Here is an 18,049-nt window from a genome sequence, read left to right as displayed (position 1 = left end):
TTAAAGGTGCTCAGCCTTCAGAACGGAGACTGCAACTTCGCTGTTGTGAATATATTCATGGGCATCCGGTTGCCCCTGAATGAGCAGGATGAACAACAGGTCGGTCAGCGTCAGTTGCGCATCCCTTGCCGTGATGGATGAAGAGCGAACGCGTTCTTCATCGGCAAAGGTGTAAAGCCGAATGTCCGCGACGCGGCTCAGCGGGTTATCCTTCAGCCCGGTCACGGCAATGACGGTCGCGCCGCGCTGGCTGGCAAGCTCGGCAATGCGCAACGTCTCGATACTGTCGCCTGAATAGGAGAGGGCGAACAAGACGTCATCAGCGCCAAGCGTGGATGCGTTGGCCATCTGGACATGGCTATCACTGTCGTGCAGCACATTGCGCCCAAGCTTCATCAGCTTATAGGCAAAATCCCGTGCCACCAGCGAGGATGCGCCGACGCCTGCCATATGAATGCGCCGGGCCTTGCGCAGGATTTCCAAAGCGATGCCGATGTCCTTTTCATTGTTGACGGCAACCGTCTGCTGCATCGACAATTGTTTGCTGCCGATCAGTTTCTGCAGGATGACGAGATAGCTGTCGCCTATTTCGATCGTACCGTGGATCATTCCCGCCGGAGCTGTCCATTCCTGTGCCTTGGCTTCGCTGACAGCGAGCTTCAGCTCCATATAGCCGGCGTAGCCGAGTTTCTGGCTGAACTTCACCACACTGGACTGGCTCCGGCCCGTCTCCACGGCCAGAGCAGCCGATGACAGCCGCAGCATCTGATCCGGATTGTCGATGATGAACTGCCCGATCTGGCGATCGGCAGGCGCCATGGAGTCCAACTGTGCATTGATTTTCTGCAGTATAGACATGCGTTCCTTTGCGCGTTGGCCGTTCAGGCTGCTCGCGCCAAAGCGCGGACCTATGGAATAATCGGAGCCTCCAGGCTCGCCGAAATGACATACCTACCGTCAATTCAAAGCACTGGCTACTCCTCGCAATGGCGTCAGAAGCGTTGCCGATAAAAGCATCACGCCGCAAATAATCTGACGTAGAATAATATATTCCTAAATCAATTGACACCGTGGAATGATCAATTAGTTTTTGTGCATCGCCATGATGGTTGTGCCTTCTATGTCGGACGCAACCTGCAGGTGAAGAGGGTGTCGAACGAAGCCCACCCTATTTTCATGCTCCTCAGATCAGGCAGTGGTTATCATGGATAGATTACGGATCATCGGGGGAAACAGGCTGGAAGGCGCGGTGACGATTTCCGGCGCGAAAAATGCGGCACTCCCGCAAATCGCCGCTGCGCTGCTGAGTCCCTATCCGCTGGAACTGACCAATCTGCCAGCTGTCAACGATGTCGAGAACATGCTGGGCGTGGTGCAACTCCACGGCGCGCGCATTGACCGGTCGCTGCATGCGGCAACCATCGATACAAGCGCCGTTGTGTCGAAGGAAACATCCTATGACACTGTCAGGCGAATGCGTGCGACCATACTGGTTCTTGGGCCGCTGCTCGCCCGCTTCGGGCATGCCAGGGTTTCGCTGCCCGGCGGATGTGCAATTGGTGCCCGGCCCGTCAACATGCATGTCAGTGCACTTGCCGCGCTTGGGGCCGATATTGCCATCGAGAACGGCGTCATCGTTGCATCTGCGCAAGCTTCGCTGCGGGGAACGCGCATTGTTCTCAGTTCTCCCTCTGTGGGGGCGACCGAAACCGCCATGATGGCGGCCACCGCAGCAAAAGGTGAAACGGAAATCCTCAATGCTGCACGCGAACCGGAAGTGGTTGACCTCGCCGCCTGCCTCAGTGCAATGGGAGCCCGCATCGAAGGGGCCGGGACGCATCGCATTCTGGTGGCAGGCGATACGACGTGGCGCTCCGCCCGGCATGCTATCATCCCTGACCGGATAGAGGCGGGCACCTATGCAATCGCTGCGGCCATTACCGGCGGTCAGCTTGAACTGACCCATGCCCGTCTGGAGCATCTGGCTTCTGTTGTGCAGGCGCTTGAAACAGCAGGTGCCAGCGTCTGGCCCAGCGACCGGGGCCTGATTGTGTCTCGGGAGGGGCCGCTGAAGGCCGTTGACATCACCACGGAGCCCTATCCGGGGTTCCCCACGGATCTCCAGGCCCAGTTCATGGCATTGACGTGCCGGAGCCAGGGCGCATCACTGCTGCGCGAAACCATATTCGAAAACCGCTTCATGCATGTCCCGGAGCTCATGCGTCTGGGGGCGAACATAACGCTGCAGGGAACGACTGCGCTGGTGCGCGGCGGGGAACCGCTGCACGGTGCGCAGGTTATGGCGACGGATTTGCGGGCTTCCGTCTCGCTCGTCCTGGCGGGGCTCGTTTGTGAAGGTGAGACGATCATCAACCGGGTGTATCACCTTGATCGCGGCTATGAGCAGCTGGATCGCAAGCTTCGGCTCTGCGGCGCTGATATCGAGCGGATCAGCTCATGAGCGACGCCATGCATGAGAAATTGTTTTTTCTTGGCGTCGATGGCGGCGGCACGGGCTGCCGCGCCCGCATTGAAGACGGCTTTGGTGCGGTCCTCGGCCAAGGGCTCTCCGGACCCGCGACAACCCGTCTTGGCGTGGACGCGGCCTGGGCTTCCGTTGCCAGCGCCTTTACCTCGGCAATAGCGGAAGCCGGTTTCACGGAGCGGGAAACCGCACGCATGCATGCCGGTATCGGTCTTGCCGGCATCGGCCGCAAGGGCGCGCTTGAGGCGCTTCGGGCTATCCCTCATCCGTTTGCCAGCATCGCTTTCACGAGCGATGGCGTTGCCGCCTGTCTGGGGGCTCACTCCGGCGCGGATGGCGCGATTGTCATTGCCGGAACGGGTTCCATCGGTCTTGGTTTCGCCGGGGCGCGCGATCTGCGGGTTGGCGGGTATGGCTTTCCAATATCCGATGAAGGCAGTGGCGCGGACCTGGGGTTGAAGGCTGTCCAACTCGCGTTGCGGGCTTTTGATGGTCGCCACGAACAGAGTGCGTTGCTGGGCGAGGTGATGCAGCGGTTCCAGAACGACCCTGTGGAGGTGGTTGCATGGATGGATCGGGCGACGGCGACCGATTATGCCGTGCTCGCACCCATGGTGATGCGCCATGCAGATCAGGGTGACATGGTGGGGCGGCGTCTGGTTCAGGGAGCGGCCGAACAGATTGACTCCATCGTCCGCGCGCTGATCGAAAAAGGTGCGCCCCGCGTCACGCTTCTCGGAGGGCTGTCGACGCCGCTGGAGCCATGGTTGGCTCCCGACATTCGCCGCCGCCTGAAACCCGCCGATGGTGATGCGGTTTCAGGTGCGATCATTCTGGCGAGAAAATCGTGCTGAGACTTCAGACTACGACTGCCCATCATCATTGTCGGTAAGCGGGCTCAATCATGGCCGTCCGTTTGCGGAAGGCAGGTGAACTGCCAGTTTCAGCCGATGGATAAACGCGTCTGGTTAGGAATATATAATTCCAAATTTATATTGACATAAGGAATAATAAATCATAAAAAGTTAACATAAAAAGAATGAGAGCTGTTGCAGCAGGGAGCGAGCGGCCGCATTCCGAATGCGGAATAGACAATTCATGCAATGCGCGGACGACCCCGGTGAGATGCGATCTCATCGCTTTAGCCGGTATCGCATTTTGATCAAAAGCAGTTCTCCCGAAAGTTGGCCGATGACTGAGCAAGCGTTGATATCCGAGTTGGAAAAACTGGTCTCCGAGGGCCGAAATCCGCAGACGATGCAGATCGATCTTCTGCCGACTGCCGATATTTTGCAGAAGATCAATGATGAAGACAAAGGCGTGCCATCGGCTGTCGAGAAGGTTATTCCGCATATCTCTACGGCAGTTGACCGGGTCGTCACTGCCTTCCAAGCCGGTGGGAGGCTGATCTATATGGGAGCGGGAACCAGCGGCCGTTTGGGGGTTCTGGATGCGTCGGAATGTCCGCCAACCTTCGGCGTACCTGAAGGCGTGGTGGTGGGGCTGATCGCGGGCGGTCCCGAGGCGATGGTCAGGGCCATAGAAGGCGCTGAGGACGATCCGCACAAGGGGGAACAAGCGCTGCGGGACATTGGACTGACGGCACAGGATGTGGTTGTGGGTATCGCGGTCAGCGGACGCACGCCCTACGTGATCGGTGGGCTGAATTACGCCAAACAGGTAGGGGCTTCGACCGTTGCCTTGTCCTGCAACCCGGATTCAATCATTGCCGGAATTGCCGATATCGCGATTTCTCCCGTTGTCGGTCCGGAGGTTCTTACCGGGTCAACCCGGTTGAAATCCGGCACCGCGCAGAAGCTCATTCTCAACATGCTGACGACGGCCAGTATGATACGGATCGGAAAGAGCTATCAGAATCTCATGGTGGACGTGCACGCGAGCAATAAAAAACTCGTGGCCAGGGCGTCGCGTATTGTCATGCAGGCAACCGGTTGTACCACTGAGCAGGCGCGCCAAGCTCTCGATCAGACAAGCAATGATGTGAAGCTGGCGATATTGATGGTCAAAACGGGAATGGACGTGGAAAAAGCGCGGGTGGCGTTAAAAGATGCAGGAGGTTTTCTGCGAAAGGCGATAAATGCAAAGCCGTCGTAAGACCATGCCGGTTTAGCAGGAAGTAAAACGAATCAAGCGTCCATAAGGCCGCTCAAAATAGCTCCAGAGGGAAAAAGAAAAATGAAAAGGCGTTCAACAGCGAAACTGGTTTCTTGTCTTGCAATAGCTGCAGCCCTTGGCGTGGCGATGGTGGGTTCGCCAGCAACTGCGGCAACGCTGCGCATGGCCTGGTCGCAGGACGCGACGGGTCTCGATCCGCACAAGCAGACCGCATTCTCTTCCATAAGGCTGCTTGAGCTCATTTATGAGCCGCTCGTGCGTCTGGATGCCAATCTGCAGATTGTTCCGGCTGTTGCCGATTCCTGGCAGTTTTCGTCCAACGGTACGGAATTGACCTTCAAACTCAACCCGAATGCAAAATTCCAGAACGGGGATCCGGTCACCTCAGCGGATGTGAAGGCGTCATTTGAGCGTATACTCAACGAGACGACCGGTGCGGTGGCGCGGGCCAACTTCTTGTCGATTGCCAATATCGAAGCCGTTGACCCTCACACGGTGGTTTTTCATCTGTCCCAGCCGGATGTGCCGCTTCTGACGGCGATGACAAATCTGAACGCGGCGATCATTTCCGCGCGTGAAATTGAAAAAGGAGCGATCAGCACAACGCCTGTAGGTTCGGGGCCTTTCAAGCTTGAGAAGTGGGATCCGAATTCCCGCGAGATACTGGTCGCCAACAAGGCGTGGGCGGGAGGTGCAACAGGTGTCGAGGGCATCAATATCAGTGTTCTTCCCGACGAAACGGCGATCCTGGCGGCCATGCGCACCGGCCAGGTTGATTTTGCGCTGCTGAACGACCCTCTGATTGCAACACTCATCCCACGGGAAGAGCGACTGGTCCTGAATCGTGCGCCTGTGCTTGCCTATCACGTGCTGCAGCTTAATCCGTCGCGCAAGCCAATGACCGAGCTTGCGGTACGGCAGGCCATTTCCTGCGCCATCGACCGGAAGGAAGTTCTCGATACGGCTTCCCTGGGAGAAGGCAAGGTGACAGGCCCGATAACGACACCATCCTTTGCAACAGATCCCAACAGCCTGTTCTGTTACAAGCGGGATGTCGAGAAGGCCAAGAAACTCATGGCCGATGCGGGATATGCGAAGGGTTTCTCGGCCACGGTCATCGCGGCAACCGGCGAACCGCCAACAGCCGCCGCAGAGGCTCAGGTCATCCAATCCCAACTGGCCGAAATCGGCGTCAAACTCGATATCAAGGTCATGGAACTGAACGTCTATGTCGATACATGGCTGAAAGGCGATTTCGACATGGCTGTTGCCCTGAATGGCGGCAGCGCGGATCCCTATTCGATGTACAGCCGGTACTGGACCAAGACCGGAAACCTGCAAAAGGTTGCAAATTACATTGACGATACCCTGGATAGTCTCATGCAGAAGGGCCGCGCCGAGACCGATCCTGCAGCGCGCAAGGTCATTTTCAGTGATTTCGAAAAACATCTCGCAGAGATGTCTCCCTGGATCTGGCTCTATACCTCCTACAGCTATACGGCACAGCAAAAGAGTGTCCAGGGCTTCACTGCAACGCCCATCGGTTCGCTTTTCGGTCTCAGTAAGGTGACCGTCCAGCAATAGCTGGACTGGGATTGCCGATCACTTCTTACCCGGAGACGTTTCTGGATGGGTTATGTTACACGGCGTCTGGTGACGTTTCCGCTGGTTCTGATCGGCGTCTCAATACTTGTGTTCGTTGCAATCCGTCTCGTTCCCGGCGATTCCATCACGGCGATGCTGGGGACAGAGGCCGGACTATTGACGCCGCAACAACGCGTGGCGTTGACGGCCTATTTCGGCCTCGACCAGAATTGGCTCGTTCAATACTGGCACTGGTTGCTCGGGCTTTTCCGTGGCGATCTGGGTATCTCGGTCGCCTACGGAAAACCGGTGCTCGACGTAATATTTGATCGCTTTCCGCTGACTTTGGAATTGGCCTTTCTTTCCATGATCATCGCGCTTGCCATCGGTCTTCCGGCAGGGGTGTTCGCCGCAACCCATAATGGCAGGCCATCCGACCTGATAGTGCGCATCTTTGCCATGATCGGCCAGTCAACACCGAGCTTCGTTGTCGGCCTTCTGATTATCTACATGCTGTCTGTCGGCTTCGGCGCGCTGCCGACGATGGGAGAGTTTTCGCCCTTCTGGAAGGACCCGCTGCGCAACCTTAGCCAGTTGATCTTTCCGGCCATCACGCTCGGATTGGCATTTGCCGCTTCCGTCACCCGCATATCCCGGTCGGCCATGCTCGATGTCCTGAGCGATGATTATGTCAGGACCGCACGCAGCAAGGGGGCGTCGGCGCGCAGTGTCATCTGGCGGCATGCGCTGCCGAATGCACTTATCCCGGTCGTCACTCTCAGCGGTATGGAATTCGGTTATCTGCTGGGCGGCGCCGTTCTCGTCGAGAAGATCTATGCGCTGCCAGGATTGGGGCGCGTGGTTCTCGATGCGATATTGCAGCGGGATTATGCCCTGTTGCAGGGAAGCGTGCTGTTCATTGCCTTCAACTTCATGGTCGTCAATCTTCTGGTCGACCTCGCTTATTCGGCGCTCGATCCCCGTATTCGTTTGGGAGAACGGTAATGCGCATCCTCCGCGCGATTTTTGGACATACAAGCGGCAGAATAGGCGGGGCCATCGTCCTGCTCTACCTCGTGATCGCCTTGCTCGGCGTTATGGGTTTCACACCGCATGACCCGTTGATGCAGAACCGCCTGGACCGTCTGCACTCTCCCACCATCACCTATTGGATGGGCACCGACCTGTTTGGCCGCGATGTCGCCAGCCGTCTCATGCGTGGGGTAGGGCAGTCCTTTACGGTGGCCTTCCTGTCGGTTGCCTTTGCATCGCTTGCGGGAACTGTCCTTGGCCTGGCCGCGGCATGGTTCGGCCATCGGCTGGATGGCATCATCATGCGCCTGATGGATGTGTTGCTGGCATTTCCAGCCATTCTTCTCGCCCTTTTGGTTGTGGCCATTGTCGGACCGGGAACCTGGACCAGCGTTGTGGCGATCGGGATTGTCTACACGCCCATATTCACCCGTGTCGTGCGCGGGCCAGCCCTGTCGCTGAAGGCGCGTGATTTCGTTGACGCGGCGCGCACGTTCGGCAGCAGCCGCACATACATCCTGACGCGGCATCTCCTGCTCAATCTGGTGGCGCCGCTGACGGTTCAGATCACCTTGGCGCTGGCATGGGCTCTCCTGACGGAAGCGGGCCTCAGTTTCCTTGGGCTCGGCACGCAGCCGCCCGCATCGTCGCTCGGTCTGATGCTGAGCGACAGCCGCAATCTGATGGAAACAGCCCCATGGCTGCTGATCTTCCCCGGCCTTGCGATCATGGTGAGCATCCTTGGTTTCAACCTGCTCGGCGATGCGTTGCGCGATATCCTTGATCCGAGAATGCGGAGGTCAAACCCATGAGCCCGCTGCTCTCTGTCCGTGATCTGCACGTCGGCTTCGGCCACGACCCCGAGGTCAATCAGGTTGTGCGCGGCGTAAGCTTTGATGTGGCGGCCGGAGAAACACTGGCGATCGTCGGTGAAAGCGGCTCCGGAAAATCCGTCACGGCGCTCTCGATCAATCGGCTCGTTGATTTTGGCGGGGGGCGCATCGTCTCCGGTTCCATAAAGCTGAAACGGGCCGATAACAGCATTCTGGACCTGACGGCCGCGACGGAACCGCAACTGACAAAAGTGCGCGGCGCTGAAATCGGCATGATTTTTCAGGAGCCGATGACATCGCTCAATCCCGTGCTTTCCATAGGCACGCAGATTGAAGAATCCTTTCGACTCCATCGGGGGCTGACTGGAAAGCAGGTGCGTGCGGCTGCCAAGGACGCGCTCGATCGCGTGCGGATTCCGGACGCTTTGCGACGCTTGAAATATTATCCGAACCAGCTATCGGGCGGTATGCTCCAGCGCGTCATGATAGCAACGGCTTTGGCGTGCAACTCCCGTCTGCTGATTGCCGATGAGCCCACGACGGCATTGGATGTCACCGTGCAGGCACAGATCATGGCGCTTCTCGCAGAATTGAAGCGGGAAACCGGGATGTCGATGATTTTCATCACGCATGACATCGGCCTGGTCGCGGGAATTGCCGACAGGGTCATGGTGATGCAGAACGGGCAGGCGGTGGAACAAGGGGAGTTGAACCAGATACTCGATCACCCGCAACATCCCTATACGCAACATCTCCTGCATGCCGTCCCGCATTTCGCCAGCGGGCAGGCAGCGCGTACCGACGGCAAACGCGACAGCGAGGCATCGGTCGATCCGGCTCTCAGGGTTGACGGGCTTACGGTGCGGTTTCCGGTTACGTCAGGTGTTTTTCGCCGTCCCGCCGGTGCGGTTCACGCGGTGGAAGGCGTGGATTTTGATCTGATGCCAGGGGAAACACTGGCGATTGTCGGCGAAAGCGGCTCGGGGAAATCGACAACGGCGCGCGCCATTCTGGGTCTGACAAAATCCACGCGCGGCACCTTTTCTGCCGTCAGGCAGGAAGCCTCCGCACGGCAAAGCCAGCGGCCGGTGCAGATGGTTTTCCAGAACCCCTATGCTTCGCTCAATCCGCGGCTCTCCATTGCGAGCATTCTTGCGGAGCCGGTGATTGCCGCAGGCGGGCGGCTCGATGTCCAGACGCGTGAGAGAATGTCCATGCTGATCGAGCGTGTCGGCCTGCCGTCCAACAGCCTTGACCGCTATCCGCATGAATTCTCCGGCGGTCAACGCCAGCGCCTGTGCATTGCCCGGGCGCTGATGCTGAACCCTTCCGTTGTGGTTCTGGATGAAGCGGTTTCGGCGTTGGATGTGTCCGTGCAGGCCAAGGTATTGGATCTGCTTGTCGACCTGCAACGGGAATTCAATCTGGCCTATCTGTTCATCTCGCATGACATGGCCGTTGTCGAGCGGATCGCCCACAGGATTGCCGTCATGTATGCCGGACAGATTGTTGAAATCGGTCGTGCTGCAGCGGTGCTGGCAAATCCGCAGCATTCCTATACGCAAAGGCTCATTGCCGCCGTTCCGACGGTCAGCCGCCGCAAGGAGCACTTTGAACTGGATACGCGGCAGGTTCCGTCCCTGGTGCGCCAACTGGGCTTTGAACCCGATGCAGCCGACTGGACACATTTTGGTGCCGATCACAAGGCACGTACCGAAGCTCCACCATATTCGCAAACGGCGGGATAGATCATGAGTGCATCTGATCGTACGGAACAGTTCGCCAATGCCGCGCTTTCCCGGTTGTTCAATCGCGCTTTTGCACCACTTGCCAGTTGCGTAGCAACCAACCGCATCCCCGGGGGCGTGTTCGGCATCGTTGATCGGGATCAGCGCCGGATCATCCAGGCGATTGGCTCAGCTCAACTCATTCCGAATATCAGGCCGATGCGGATCGACACGTGGTTCGACCTTGCATCGCTGACCAAGGTCATCTTTACGACACCGCGCATCCTTGCTTTGGCGGAAGCGGGCATCATTGATCTCGACGCACCGCTCATCTCCGCGCTGCCGGATTTACGCCAATATGACGCAAACGCCTGGGAGCGGAAAATCACCTTTAGGCAATGTCTCGGCCATCAGACGCCCTTGCCGGCCGTTGGTCCGATATACACCTATGGCCGCGATCCGGATTTGCTGCGCAGCTTCATCCTGCAGCGTGAATGGCAGGCCGGGGAACCGGTCTATTCCGATATCAATTTTATTCTTCTGGGTTTTGTGTTGGAGCGCCTATCCAAGTGCTCCATCCGTGACATGGACCCAGGACCAGGTTTTGCGTTCTCTGCTGCATCTGATGCTGCGGCGGCCACCGAGGACTGCACTTGGCGGCACCGGGTGTTGTCGGGCGAGGTGCATGACGACAACTGCGCCGCCTTGCAGGGAGCCGGTCATGCCGGGCTGTTCGGAACGGCCGATTCCGTTCTGGATTTCGCGCAAGGTCTGCTGGATGGAACCGGAGCGTCCGAGCATGCGATCGCGCTCATGAAAGAACCTCTGTCCGCCAAACGCACCCATGGGTGGGAGCGGCCATATGAGGACTGGTCAGGCGGAGGATTGTGTTCTGCGAACACGATCGGTCATACGGGCTTTACAGGTACTGGCCTGTGGATTGATTTCGACAAGGGCAGGGCCTGGACACTGCTCACCAACCGCATTCATCCGACGCGCCATTTCGACAGTGGAATAACCTTGCTTCGGCAGGAAGTCGGCAATCTCGTCAACGGACAGTAGGAATTCAACCATGGAACCAATGTGGGCCGTTGGCCTGATGACCGGTACCGTACTTGACGGCAACATTGATGTTGCCCTGATCAAAACCGACGGTGAGCGCATAGAGGCGTTCGGCGCTTATGCGTTGACCCCCTACGACGCATCCGTTCGAAGCCTGCTGGAGGAGACGTTGAACCAGGCCCGTGCCTGGAATTTCAACGGTCCCGAACCGGTGATCTTCCGGCAAGCCGAAGAGGCACTGACGCGCGCGCAATCCGCGGCAGTCCGGGATCTGGTCAACGGTGCCGGCCTGACAATGGCCGACATCGGCATTGTCGGTTTTCACGGCCAGACCGTCCTGCACCGCGCACCTAAGGGCGGCCGTCTTGGCGCAACCCGCCAGCTCGGCGATGGCGAACTGATGAGCGCCATTCTTGGAACAAAGGTCGCCTATGATTTCCGCTCGGCTGATATGCGCATGGGCGGGCAGGGTGCTCCTTTGTCGGCGGCCTATCATGCTGCACTGCTGCAGGCTGCCGGGGTTGGAAACGACACCGCCATGCTGAACCTGGGCGGTGTTGCGAACATTACCTGGTGGGATGGCGATGGTGGCTTTGTCGCGTTCGATACAGGGCCTGCCAACGCGCCGCTCAATGATTTCGTCAAGTCGAAAGGGCTGGGTGAAATGGATCGGGACGGCGCTCTGGCTTTGGCTGGAACGGTTGACGAAGTACGCCTTTCCAAGCTCCTGCAGCATCCTTATCTGACAGCACCTTATCCAAAATCATTGGACCGCTTTGATTTTGGTGCGGAAATGGCCGATGGCCTCAATGCACGGGATGGGGCTGCGCTCCTGTCGGCATTTACCGCATCTGCCGTCGGGAAAGCGCTCGATCTTTTGCCGCAGCGGCCCGGCAGGCTGGTGGTTTGCGGAGGCGGCCGCCGCAATCCGGCGATCATGGCCATGCTTTCGGATCGTGCTGGCGTCGAGGTCTTGGCCGCCGAAGCCTTGGGTTTGCGCGGCGATGCGGTCGAAGCGGAATGCTTTGGTTTTCTTGCGGTGCGTGCTCTCAGGGACCTGCCGATCAGTTTCCCGACGACGACAGGCGTTCGCGAGCCCACGCGCGGCGGACGCATAGCAGGCTAGTGGAACGAATTTGACATTCGCATCCCATCTGACATGAAGCGCAGCATGCGAATGTCAGAATCGGACCACTAATCAGAGCTGTTTCTGCAGGAAGATGCGGTCACGCCCCATCGGAAAATCGGGCAGGGTGGCAAAGGTCTGGTATCCCTGCTTCTGGTAAGTCTTCGCGGCCCTTGGATTGAACGTATCAATATATGCGCCATGGCATCCGCGTGCCGCCGCTTCCTGTTCTGCGGCATCCAACATTCTGGCTGCCATGTGCTGTCCGCGAAAACTCTCATCCACCCACAGCCATTGAACGTAGAGCCATCCCCACGCGGTGTAGCCCGATATTCCACCGACAACCCTATCCGTTTCATCGCGCACAAAGACCGCAAGGGCCACTCTTTGGCTCGGCCCGACGTCGCCATCATTGAATGCCGTCAGCTGATCTCCCAGGAATTTGAGATCGGTTGGCGAGGGGGCTTCTGTGACTTCGAGATGGATGTTCATTCTACCGCATGGATAAGTCAGGTCAGTAAAATCAGGCTAGAATAATAAATTCCTGATTTCAATGTTCTATGGATATTTTATTCCTTTGGTGCCGTCACGCTGCCGGAAACCGGCCTTCAGCCGTGGTTGATCATGATATGGCGAACGGCCGTATAATCCTCCAATGCGTAGATCGACATATCCTTGCCATAGCCTGACTGCTTCACGCCGCCATGCGGCATTTCATTGGTCAGCATGAAGTGGGTGTTGATCCAGGTACAGCCATATTGCAGCCGCGATGCGGTTCTCATCGCCTTGGAAATATCTTTCGTCCAGACCGAAGAGGCGAGGCCGTAATCGCTGTCATTGGCCCATCTTACGGCCTCATCATCGGCACGGAAACGCGTGACCGAAACCACCGGACCGAACACCTCGCGCCGGACAATCTCGTCCTCCTGCGTCGCACCGGCAACGACGGTGGGCTGGAAGAAGAAACCATTGGTGCTGCCCGCATGGCCGCCCGTGGTAATCTCAATGTGCTTCTGTTCCGTTGCGCGCTCCACAAAACTCGCCACGCGGTCGCGCTGGCGGCTGGAGATAAGCGGTCCGATCTCATTGACCGTATCGTCGGCGTCATTGAAGCGGATGGTGGAGACGGCAGAGGTGAGGTCCGCCACCAGTTTCTCGTAGATGCCATCCTGCGCATAGATGCGGCAGGCAGCCGTACAATCCTGGCCGGCATTGTAATAACCGAAGGTACGGATACCGTTGACCACCGCTTCAAGGTCCGCATCGTCATAGACGATGACAGGCGCCTTGCCGCCCAGTTCCAGGTGAGTCCGCTTGACCGTCTTGGCGGCGGCCTGCAGCACCTTCTTTCCCGTGGCGATATCGCCGGTGATGGACACCATGCCAATCTTGGGGTGGTTGATCAGCGCGTTGCCGACCGTGTCGCCGCGGCCAAGAATGACGTTGACTACCCCTTCGGGGAGAATATCCGCCAGAAGCCGCGCCATTTTCAGCGCTGTCAGCGGTGTTTGTTCGGATGGCTTGAACACCACCGTATTGCCACCTGCAATAGCTGGCGCAAGTTTCCACGCCATCATCATCAGCGGGTAATTCCATGGCGCAATCGATCCGACAATGCCGACGGCATCGCGGCGGACCATTGAGGTATGTCCGGGCAGATATTCGCCGGCGACGGGCGCATGCATGGAACGGATGGCTCCGGCAAAGAACCGCCAGCAATCGATGATGGCGGGAAGCTCGTCATTGCGCACGGCGTTGATCGGCTTGCCGCAGTTGAGCGCTTCAAGCGCGGCGAAATCATCCGCATGTTTTTCAATGGCATCGGCAATCCGCAGGAGGTAACCGGAGCGCTCGGCAGGTGTCGTCAGCGACCACATCGCAAAGGCCCGTTCGGCCGCGTCGACAGCTGCATCAATCTGAATGTGGGAGGCTTCGGCAAGATCAATGATTGTCGCGCCGGTCTTCGGATTGAGGATATGTTCCTCGGCCTCGGTTCCGGCGACGAATGTCGATCCGATCAGCAGTTGCGTATCCATGTGTCGTTCTCCCATAGTCTTTGCATTATTTGCCGGAACCAGCGATCTGGTCGCCGTCGCGTGTGAGGTAATAGGCGGCAAGGATCGGCAGGAATGTCACCAGCACCACGACCATCGCGACCACGTTGGTGACGGGCCGCTGGCGCGGGCGGATGAGTTCCTGCAGCATCCAGATCGGCAGGGTGGATTGCTGGCCGCCGGTGAATGTGGTGACGATGACTTCGTCGAAGGACAGGGCAAAGGCGAGCATGCCGCCTGCCAGCAACGCCGTGCTGATATTCGGCAGGATGACATACCGAAATGTCTGGAAGCCGTTGGCACCGAGATCCATCGACGCTTCGACCAGTGAACCCGAAACACGGCGGAAGCGGGCGACCGCATTGTTATAGACAACCACGACGCAGAACGTGGCGTGACCAAGCACGATGGTCCAGATCGAGAAGGGAATGTCCGCCATGCTGAAGGCCGATCGCAGGGCAATACCGGTGATGATGCCGGGCAGCGCAATCGGCAGGATGACCAGCAGTGAAATCGTCTCGCGCCCGAAGAACCGGGTCTGGCTGACCGCGGCGGCGCAGAGCGTGCCAAGCAGCAATGCGACGGCCGTGGCGATCGAGGCGACGCGGACCGAGAGGCTCAGCGCCTGCCACACATCCGGTCGGTTCCAGGTCACCGCGAACCATTGCAGTGTCAGGCCGGGTGGCGGGAATTGGTAACTCTTTTCTTCTGTGGTGAAGGCATAAAGGAAAATCAGCAGGATCGGCAGATGCAGGAAGAGCAGCCCGCCGGCGGCGGCAATCTTCAGGGCCAGCGGAGCAGAGGCGGAACGATCAGAGCGCATCGAAAGCTCCCATTCTGCGGGCGGCCCAGAGATAGAGCCCCATAATGACGATGGGCACGACGGTGAAAGCGGCAGCAAGCGGGATGTTGCCCGCCGTGCCCTGCTGCGCATAGACGGCCTGGCCGATGAACAGACGCGAAGAACCGATGATCTGCGGAATGATGTAGTCACCCAGCGTCAGCGAAAAGGTGAAGATCGATCCGGCAACGATGCCGGGCAGAGCCAGCGGAAACAGCACATGGCGGAAGGTCTGCTGCGGGGTGCTGCCAAGATCGGAGGAGGCCTCGATCAGATTGACCGGTACGCGTTCCAGCGATGCCTGGATCGGCAGGATCATGAAGGGCATCCAGACATAGACAAATACGATGAAGGTGCCGGTATAGCTGACCGAGAGGGAATTGCCGCCGATCACCGGGAGTGACAGCCACGCATCCAGCAGCCAGAGCAGGTTCAGCTTGGTCAGGAGCCAGGTCAGGATACCTTCCTTGGCAAGGATCAGTTTCCACGCGTAAATCTTGACAAGATAGCTCGACCACAGCGGCAGCATTACCCCGAGATAGAACAGCGCCTTCCATTTTCCCCTGGCATAGCGCGCCGCATAGTAAGCGATCGGAAAGGCGATCAGTGCGGAAAACAGGGTCACGATCGCCGCCATGCACACGGTGCGGATGATGATGTCGAGATTGGTCTCGTTCAGCAGCTGCCCGTAGGTGGCAAGCGTGAACTCGTAATTCACCAGGCCCGAATAATCATCGATGGAAAAGAAGCTCTGCAACAGGAGCGCGAGCAACGAACCCAAATAGATGATGCCGAGCCACAGCAGCGGCGGAGCCAGCATTACTGCCAGGAAAACATGCGGATGTTTCCAGAAGAAATCCGATATGCGGCCGGCAAGACCGGACCTTTGCGTTGATATGGCCTGTTCGCCGGTGATGGCGCTCATCACACCGCCTCCATGAGATGAAGATCGGCCGGGGCAAAACTCAATGTGACCTTGCTGCCTTCTTCCGGAACAGGACTTGCCGCCGGGCTGGTCACATGAAGTTTGGTCCCGCTGACATCGACGGTGATACGGTTCGATGCACCAAGGAAGCTGCGCGACAGGACAATGCCGGACAGCGAAAGCTGGCCGTCCTTTTTGCCGGTAAGCTCAATGGCTTCGGGACGCAGGCTGGCGAGTTGCCGGCCCGCGCCAAGCTGGGTGACAAATTCCGGTTGCAGGATATTGGACGAGCCGACGAAATCGGCGACAAACCGCGTCTTCGGCCGCTTGTAGACATCTTCCGGCGTACCAAGTTGCTGGATCCTGCCTTCGTTGAACACGGCGATGCGGTCGGCCATGGACAGGGCTTCGCCTTGATCATGGGTGACAAAGACAAAGGTAATGCCGAGCGATTTCTGCAGGGTCTTCAATTCCTCCTGCATCTGTTCACGCAGCTTGAGGTCAAGCGCACCCAGTGGCTCGTCCAGCAGAAGGACTTTAGGCTTGTTGACGAGGGCGCGCGCAAGCGCAACGCGCTGGCGCTGGCCGCCGGAAAGCTGACCGGGCCGCCGCGTGCCGTACCCAGGCAGCTTGACCATGGCAAGCGCATCTTCCGCAGCCTTGCGCCGTTCTTCCCGCGCCACGCCCTTGACCATCAGGCCGTAGGCGACATTATCGAGGATACTCAGATGTGGAAACAATGCGTAGTCCTGAAACACCGTATTGACGTTGCGCCGGTACGGCGGCACGCCCTCCGCTGTCTCGCCGAAAATCTCGATATGGCCGCCGGTCGGCTGTTCGAACCCCGCCATCAGGCGCAGGCAGGTGGTCTTGCCCGAGCCAGAGGGGCCAAGCATGGCAAAGAATTCGCCTTCGGCAACAGCAAGATCAACCGCATCGACGGCGCGGACCGCTCCGAAATGGCGCGATACGTTTTCAAACAGGACAGCAGCTGTCATGTCTCACTCCATGTTTCAGGCATGCCTGCGGGGCGAACCAGGCACCGCAGCGTGACATCGGGGATCAGCGGCCGCCAATGACACCGATATAATCGGACACCCAGCGGTGATACGGTACGCATTCGCTCTGGCTTTCGCACTTGGCAACCGGCGTCCTCCAGAATTTGATCTTGTCAAAATCATTGTAACCGTTGGTGGCGCAGCCTTCGTCCGTGAGGAGTTCATTGCCTTTGCAGGCTGCACCGACGGATGGATTGGCGCCGAACCACGCGGAAACATCGCCTTGCACCTTTGTGGAAAGGCTGTGTTCCATCCACATATAGGCGCAGTTCGGATGGGTGCTTTCCGCATGCAGCATGGTCGTATCAGCCCAGCCGGTCGTGCCTTCTTCCGGGAAATTCGAAGCAACGGGTTGCTTTTCCGACTTCAGCAAATTGACCTGGAACGGCCACGAACCGGAAGCGACAACGCCTTCATTCTTGAAGTCATCGACCTGGATCATCGCATCGTGCCAGTAACGACCGGCAAGCTTGCGCTGTCCGCGCAACAGCTCAAGCGCTGCCTTGTACTGGTCTTCGTTCAACTCATAGGGGCTTTTGATGCCAAGTTCCGGCTTGTGGAACATCAGGTAGTTGGCGGCGTCGGCTATATGGATCGGACCGTCATAGGCCTGCACGCGGCCCTTGTTGGACTTGCCGTCCGGCAGGGTCATTTCCTCAAAGACAACGTTCCAGCTCTTTGGCGGCTTACCTTTGAAAACCTCGGTATTGTACATCAGGACGTTCGGACCCCAGACATAGGGCACACCATAATGCACGCCCTTGACCGTGTACCAAGGAGCATCCTGCAGGCGTTTGTCGATTGTCTTCCAGCTCGGGATAAGATCAGTGTTGATGGGCTGGACGCGTTTGCCGGCCACGAGGCGCAGCGAGGCGTCACCGGAGGCGGTCACGAGATCGAAGCCGCCTTCGTTCATCAGCGCCACCATCTCGTCCGATGTGGCGGCCGTCTTGACGCTGACCTTGCAGCCGGTTTCCTTCTCGAAGCCGGTAACCCAGTCATAGGCCTTGTCGGTGTCGCCGCGCTCGATATAGCCGGCCCAGGCAACGATGGAGAGTTCGCCTTCGCCCTTGCCCAATTGCTTCAAGGCTTCCTGAGCCATGACCTGCGTGCAGAAGGCAAGCGAAAGGGTCAGCGCTGTGCAGGATTTCAGAATCTGCTTCATCTCGAAATCTCCCGATTGTGG

The 18,049-nt window shown here is 58.3% G+C and carries 16 protein-coding genes; 9 read left to right on the top strand and 7 right to left on the bottom strand.

Features of this window, described 5'->3' with window-relative positions:
* Entirely contained in the window at positions 1-858 is an 858-nt protein-coding gene (locus tag RDL77_RS00790) for a MurR/RpiR family transcriptional regulator (protein WP_288191445.1), read from the bottom strand.
* 346 nt (positions 859-1,204) lie between these two features.
* Here RDL77_RS00790 and murA point away from each other — a divergent pair, with 346 nt between their 5' ends.
* The 9 genes from murA (at position 1,205) to RDL77_RS00745 (ending at position 11,985) form a co-directional block, all read left to right on the top strand.
* Positions 1,205-2,461: a UDP-N-acetylglucosamine 1-carboxyvinyltransferase gene (gene murA, locus RDL77_RS00785; RefSeq protein WP_288191444.1), complete on the top strand. Its 1,257-nt coding sequence runs from the start codon at positions 1,205-1,207 to the stop codon at positions 2,459-2,461.
* Complete coding sequence (locus RDL77_RS00780) at positions 2,458-3,339, top strand: N-acetylglucosamine kinase (RefSeq protein ID WP_288191443.1); 882 nt, start codon at positions 2,458-2,460, stop codon at positions 3,337-3,339. Before murA ends, RDL77_RS00780 begins: the two co-directional genes overlap by 4 nt.
* 337 nt (positions 3,340-3,676) lie before the next feature.
* Positions 3,677-4,600, top strand: a complete 924-nt coding sequence (gene murQ / locus RDL77_RS00775) for an N-acetylmuramic acid 6-phosphate etherase (RefSeq protein WP_288191442.1) — start codon at positions 3,677-3,679, stop codon at positions 4,598-4,600.
* Between the two features lie 81 nt (positions 4,601-4,681).
* Positions 4,682-6,205, top strand: coding sequence for an ABC transporter substrate-binding protein (locus RDL77_RS00770; RefSeq protein ID WP_288191441.1), 1,524 nt, complete (start codon positions 4,682-4,684; stop codon positions 6,203-6,205).
* Between the two features lie 45 nt (positions 6,206-6,250).
* The gene (locus tag RDL77_RS00765) at positions 6,251-7,210 is read left to right on the top strand and encodes an ABC transporter permease (RefSeq protein WP_288191440.1); all 960 of its coding nucleotides are present in this window, start codon (positions 6,251-6,253) and stop codon (positions 7,208-7,210) included.
* Positions 7,210-8,049, top strand: a complete 840-nt coding sequence (locus RDL77_RS00760) for an ABC transporter permease (protein WP_288191439.1) — start codon at positions 7,210-7,212, stop codon at positions 8,047-8,049. The genes RDL77_RS00765 and RDL77_RS00760 overlap by 1 nt, the downstream gene beginning before the upstream one ends.
* Positions 8,046-9,818, top strand: coding sequence for an ABC transporter ATP-binding protein (locus tag RDL77_RS00755; protein WP_288191438.1), 1,773 nt, complete (start codon positions 8,046-8,048; stop codon positions 9,816-9,818). The genes RDL77_RS00760 and RDL77_RS00755 overlap by 4 nt, the downstream gene beginning before the upstream one ends.
* Positions 9,819-9,821: 3 nt before the next feature.
* Positions 9,822-10,859: a serine hydrolase gene (locus RDL77_RS00750; protein WP_288191437.1), complete on the top strand. Its 1,038-nt coding sequence runs from the start codon at positions 9,822-9,824 to the stop codon at positions 10,857-10,859.
* Positions 10,860-10,869: 10 nt separating this feature from the next.
* The gene (locus tag RDL77_RS00745; protein WP_288191436.1) at positions 10,870-11,985 is read left to right on the top strand and encodes an anhydro-N-acetylmuramic acid kinase; all 1,116 of its coding nucleotides are present in this window, start codon (positions 10,870-10,872) and stop codon (positions 11,983-11,985) included.
* Between the two features lie 72 nt (positions 11,986-12,057).
* Here the strand turns inward: RDL77_RS00745 and RDL77_RS00740 are convergent, their stop codons facing one another.
* The 6 genes from RDL77_RS00740 to RDL77_RS00715 form a co-directional block, all read right to left on the bottom strand.
* Positions 12,058-12,477, bottom strand: coding sequence for an N-acetyltransferase (locus tag RDL77_RS00740; RefSeq protein WP_223614301.1), 420 nt, complete (start codon positions 12,475-12,477; stop codon positions 12,058-12,060).
* 116 nt (positions 12,478-12,593) lie between these two features.
* The gene (locus RDL77_RS00735) at positions 12,594-14,021 is read right to left on the bottom strand and encodes a gamma-aminobutyraldehyde dehydrogenase (protein WP_288191435.1); all 1,428 of its coding nucleotides are present in this window, start codon (positions 14,019-14,021) and stop codon (positions 12,594-12,596) included.
* 25 nt (positions 14,022-14,046) lie between these two features.
* Positions 14,047-14,862: an ABC transporter permease gene (locus tag RDL77_RS00730; RefSeq protein WP_223614299.1), complete on the bottom strand. Its 816-nt coding sequence runs from the start codon at positions 14,860-14,862 to the stop codon at positions 14,047-14,049.
* Positions 14,852-15,805, bottom strand: coding sequence for an ABC transporter permease (locus tag RDL77_RS00725; protein ID WP_223614298.1), 954 nt, complete (start codon positions 15,803-15,805; stop codon positions 14,852-14,854). Before RDL77_RS00725 ends, RDL77_RS00730 begins: the two co-directional genes overlap by 11 nt.
* Positions 15,805-16,803 carry an ABC transporter ATP-binding protein gene (locus tag RDL77_RS00720; RefSeq protein WP_223614297.1) on the bottom strand — a complete coding sequence of 333 codons (999 nt, stop codon included), beginning with the start codon at positions 16,801-16,803 and terminating at the stop codon, positions 15,805-15,807. Before RDL77_RS00720 ends, RDL77_RS00725 begins: the two co-directional genes overlap by 1 nt.
* Before the next feature lie 64 nt (positions 16,804-16,867).
* Positions 16,868-18,028 carry an ABC transporter substrate-binding protein gene (locus RDL77_RS00715; RefSeq protein WP_288191433.1) on the bottom strand — a complete coding sequence of 387 codons (1,161 nt, stop codon included), beginning with the start codon at positions 18,026-18,028 and terminating at the stop codon, positions 16,868-16,870.
* Between the last annotated feature and the right edge of the window lie 21 nt (positions 18,029-18,049).

The sequence above is a fragment of the uncultured Phyllobacterium sp. genome (genome assembly GCF_902479695.1).
Taxonomy (GTDB): Bacteria; Pseudomonadota; Alphaproteobacteria; order Rhizobiales; family Rhizobiaceae; genus Phyllobacterium; species Phyllobacterium calauticae.
The sequence above is the reverse complement of the archived record's forward strand: the minus strand, read 5'-3'. Positions and strand labels throughout refer to the sequence as shown.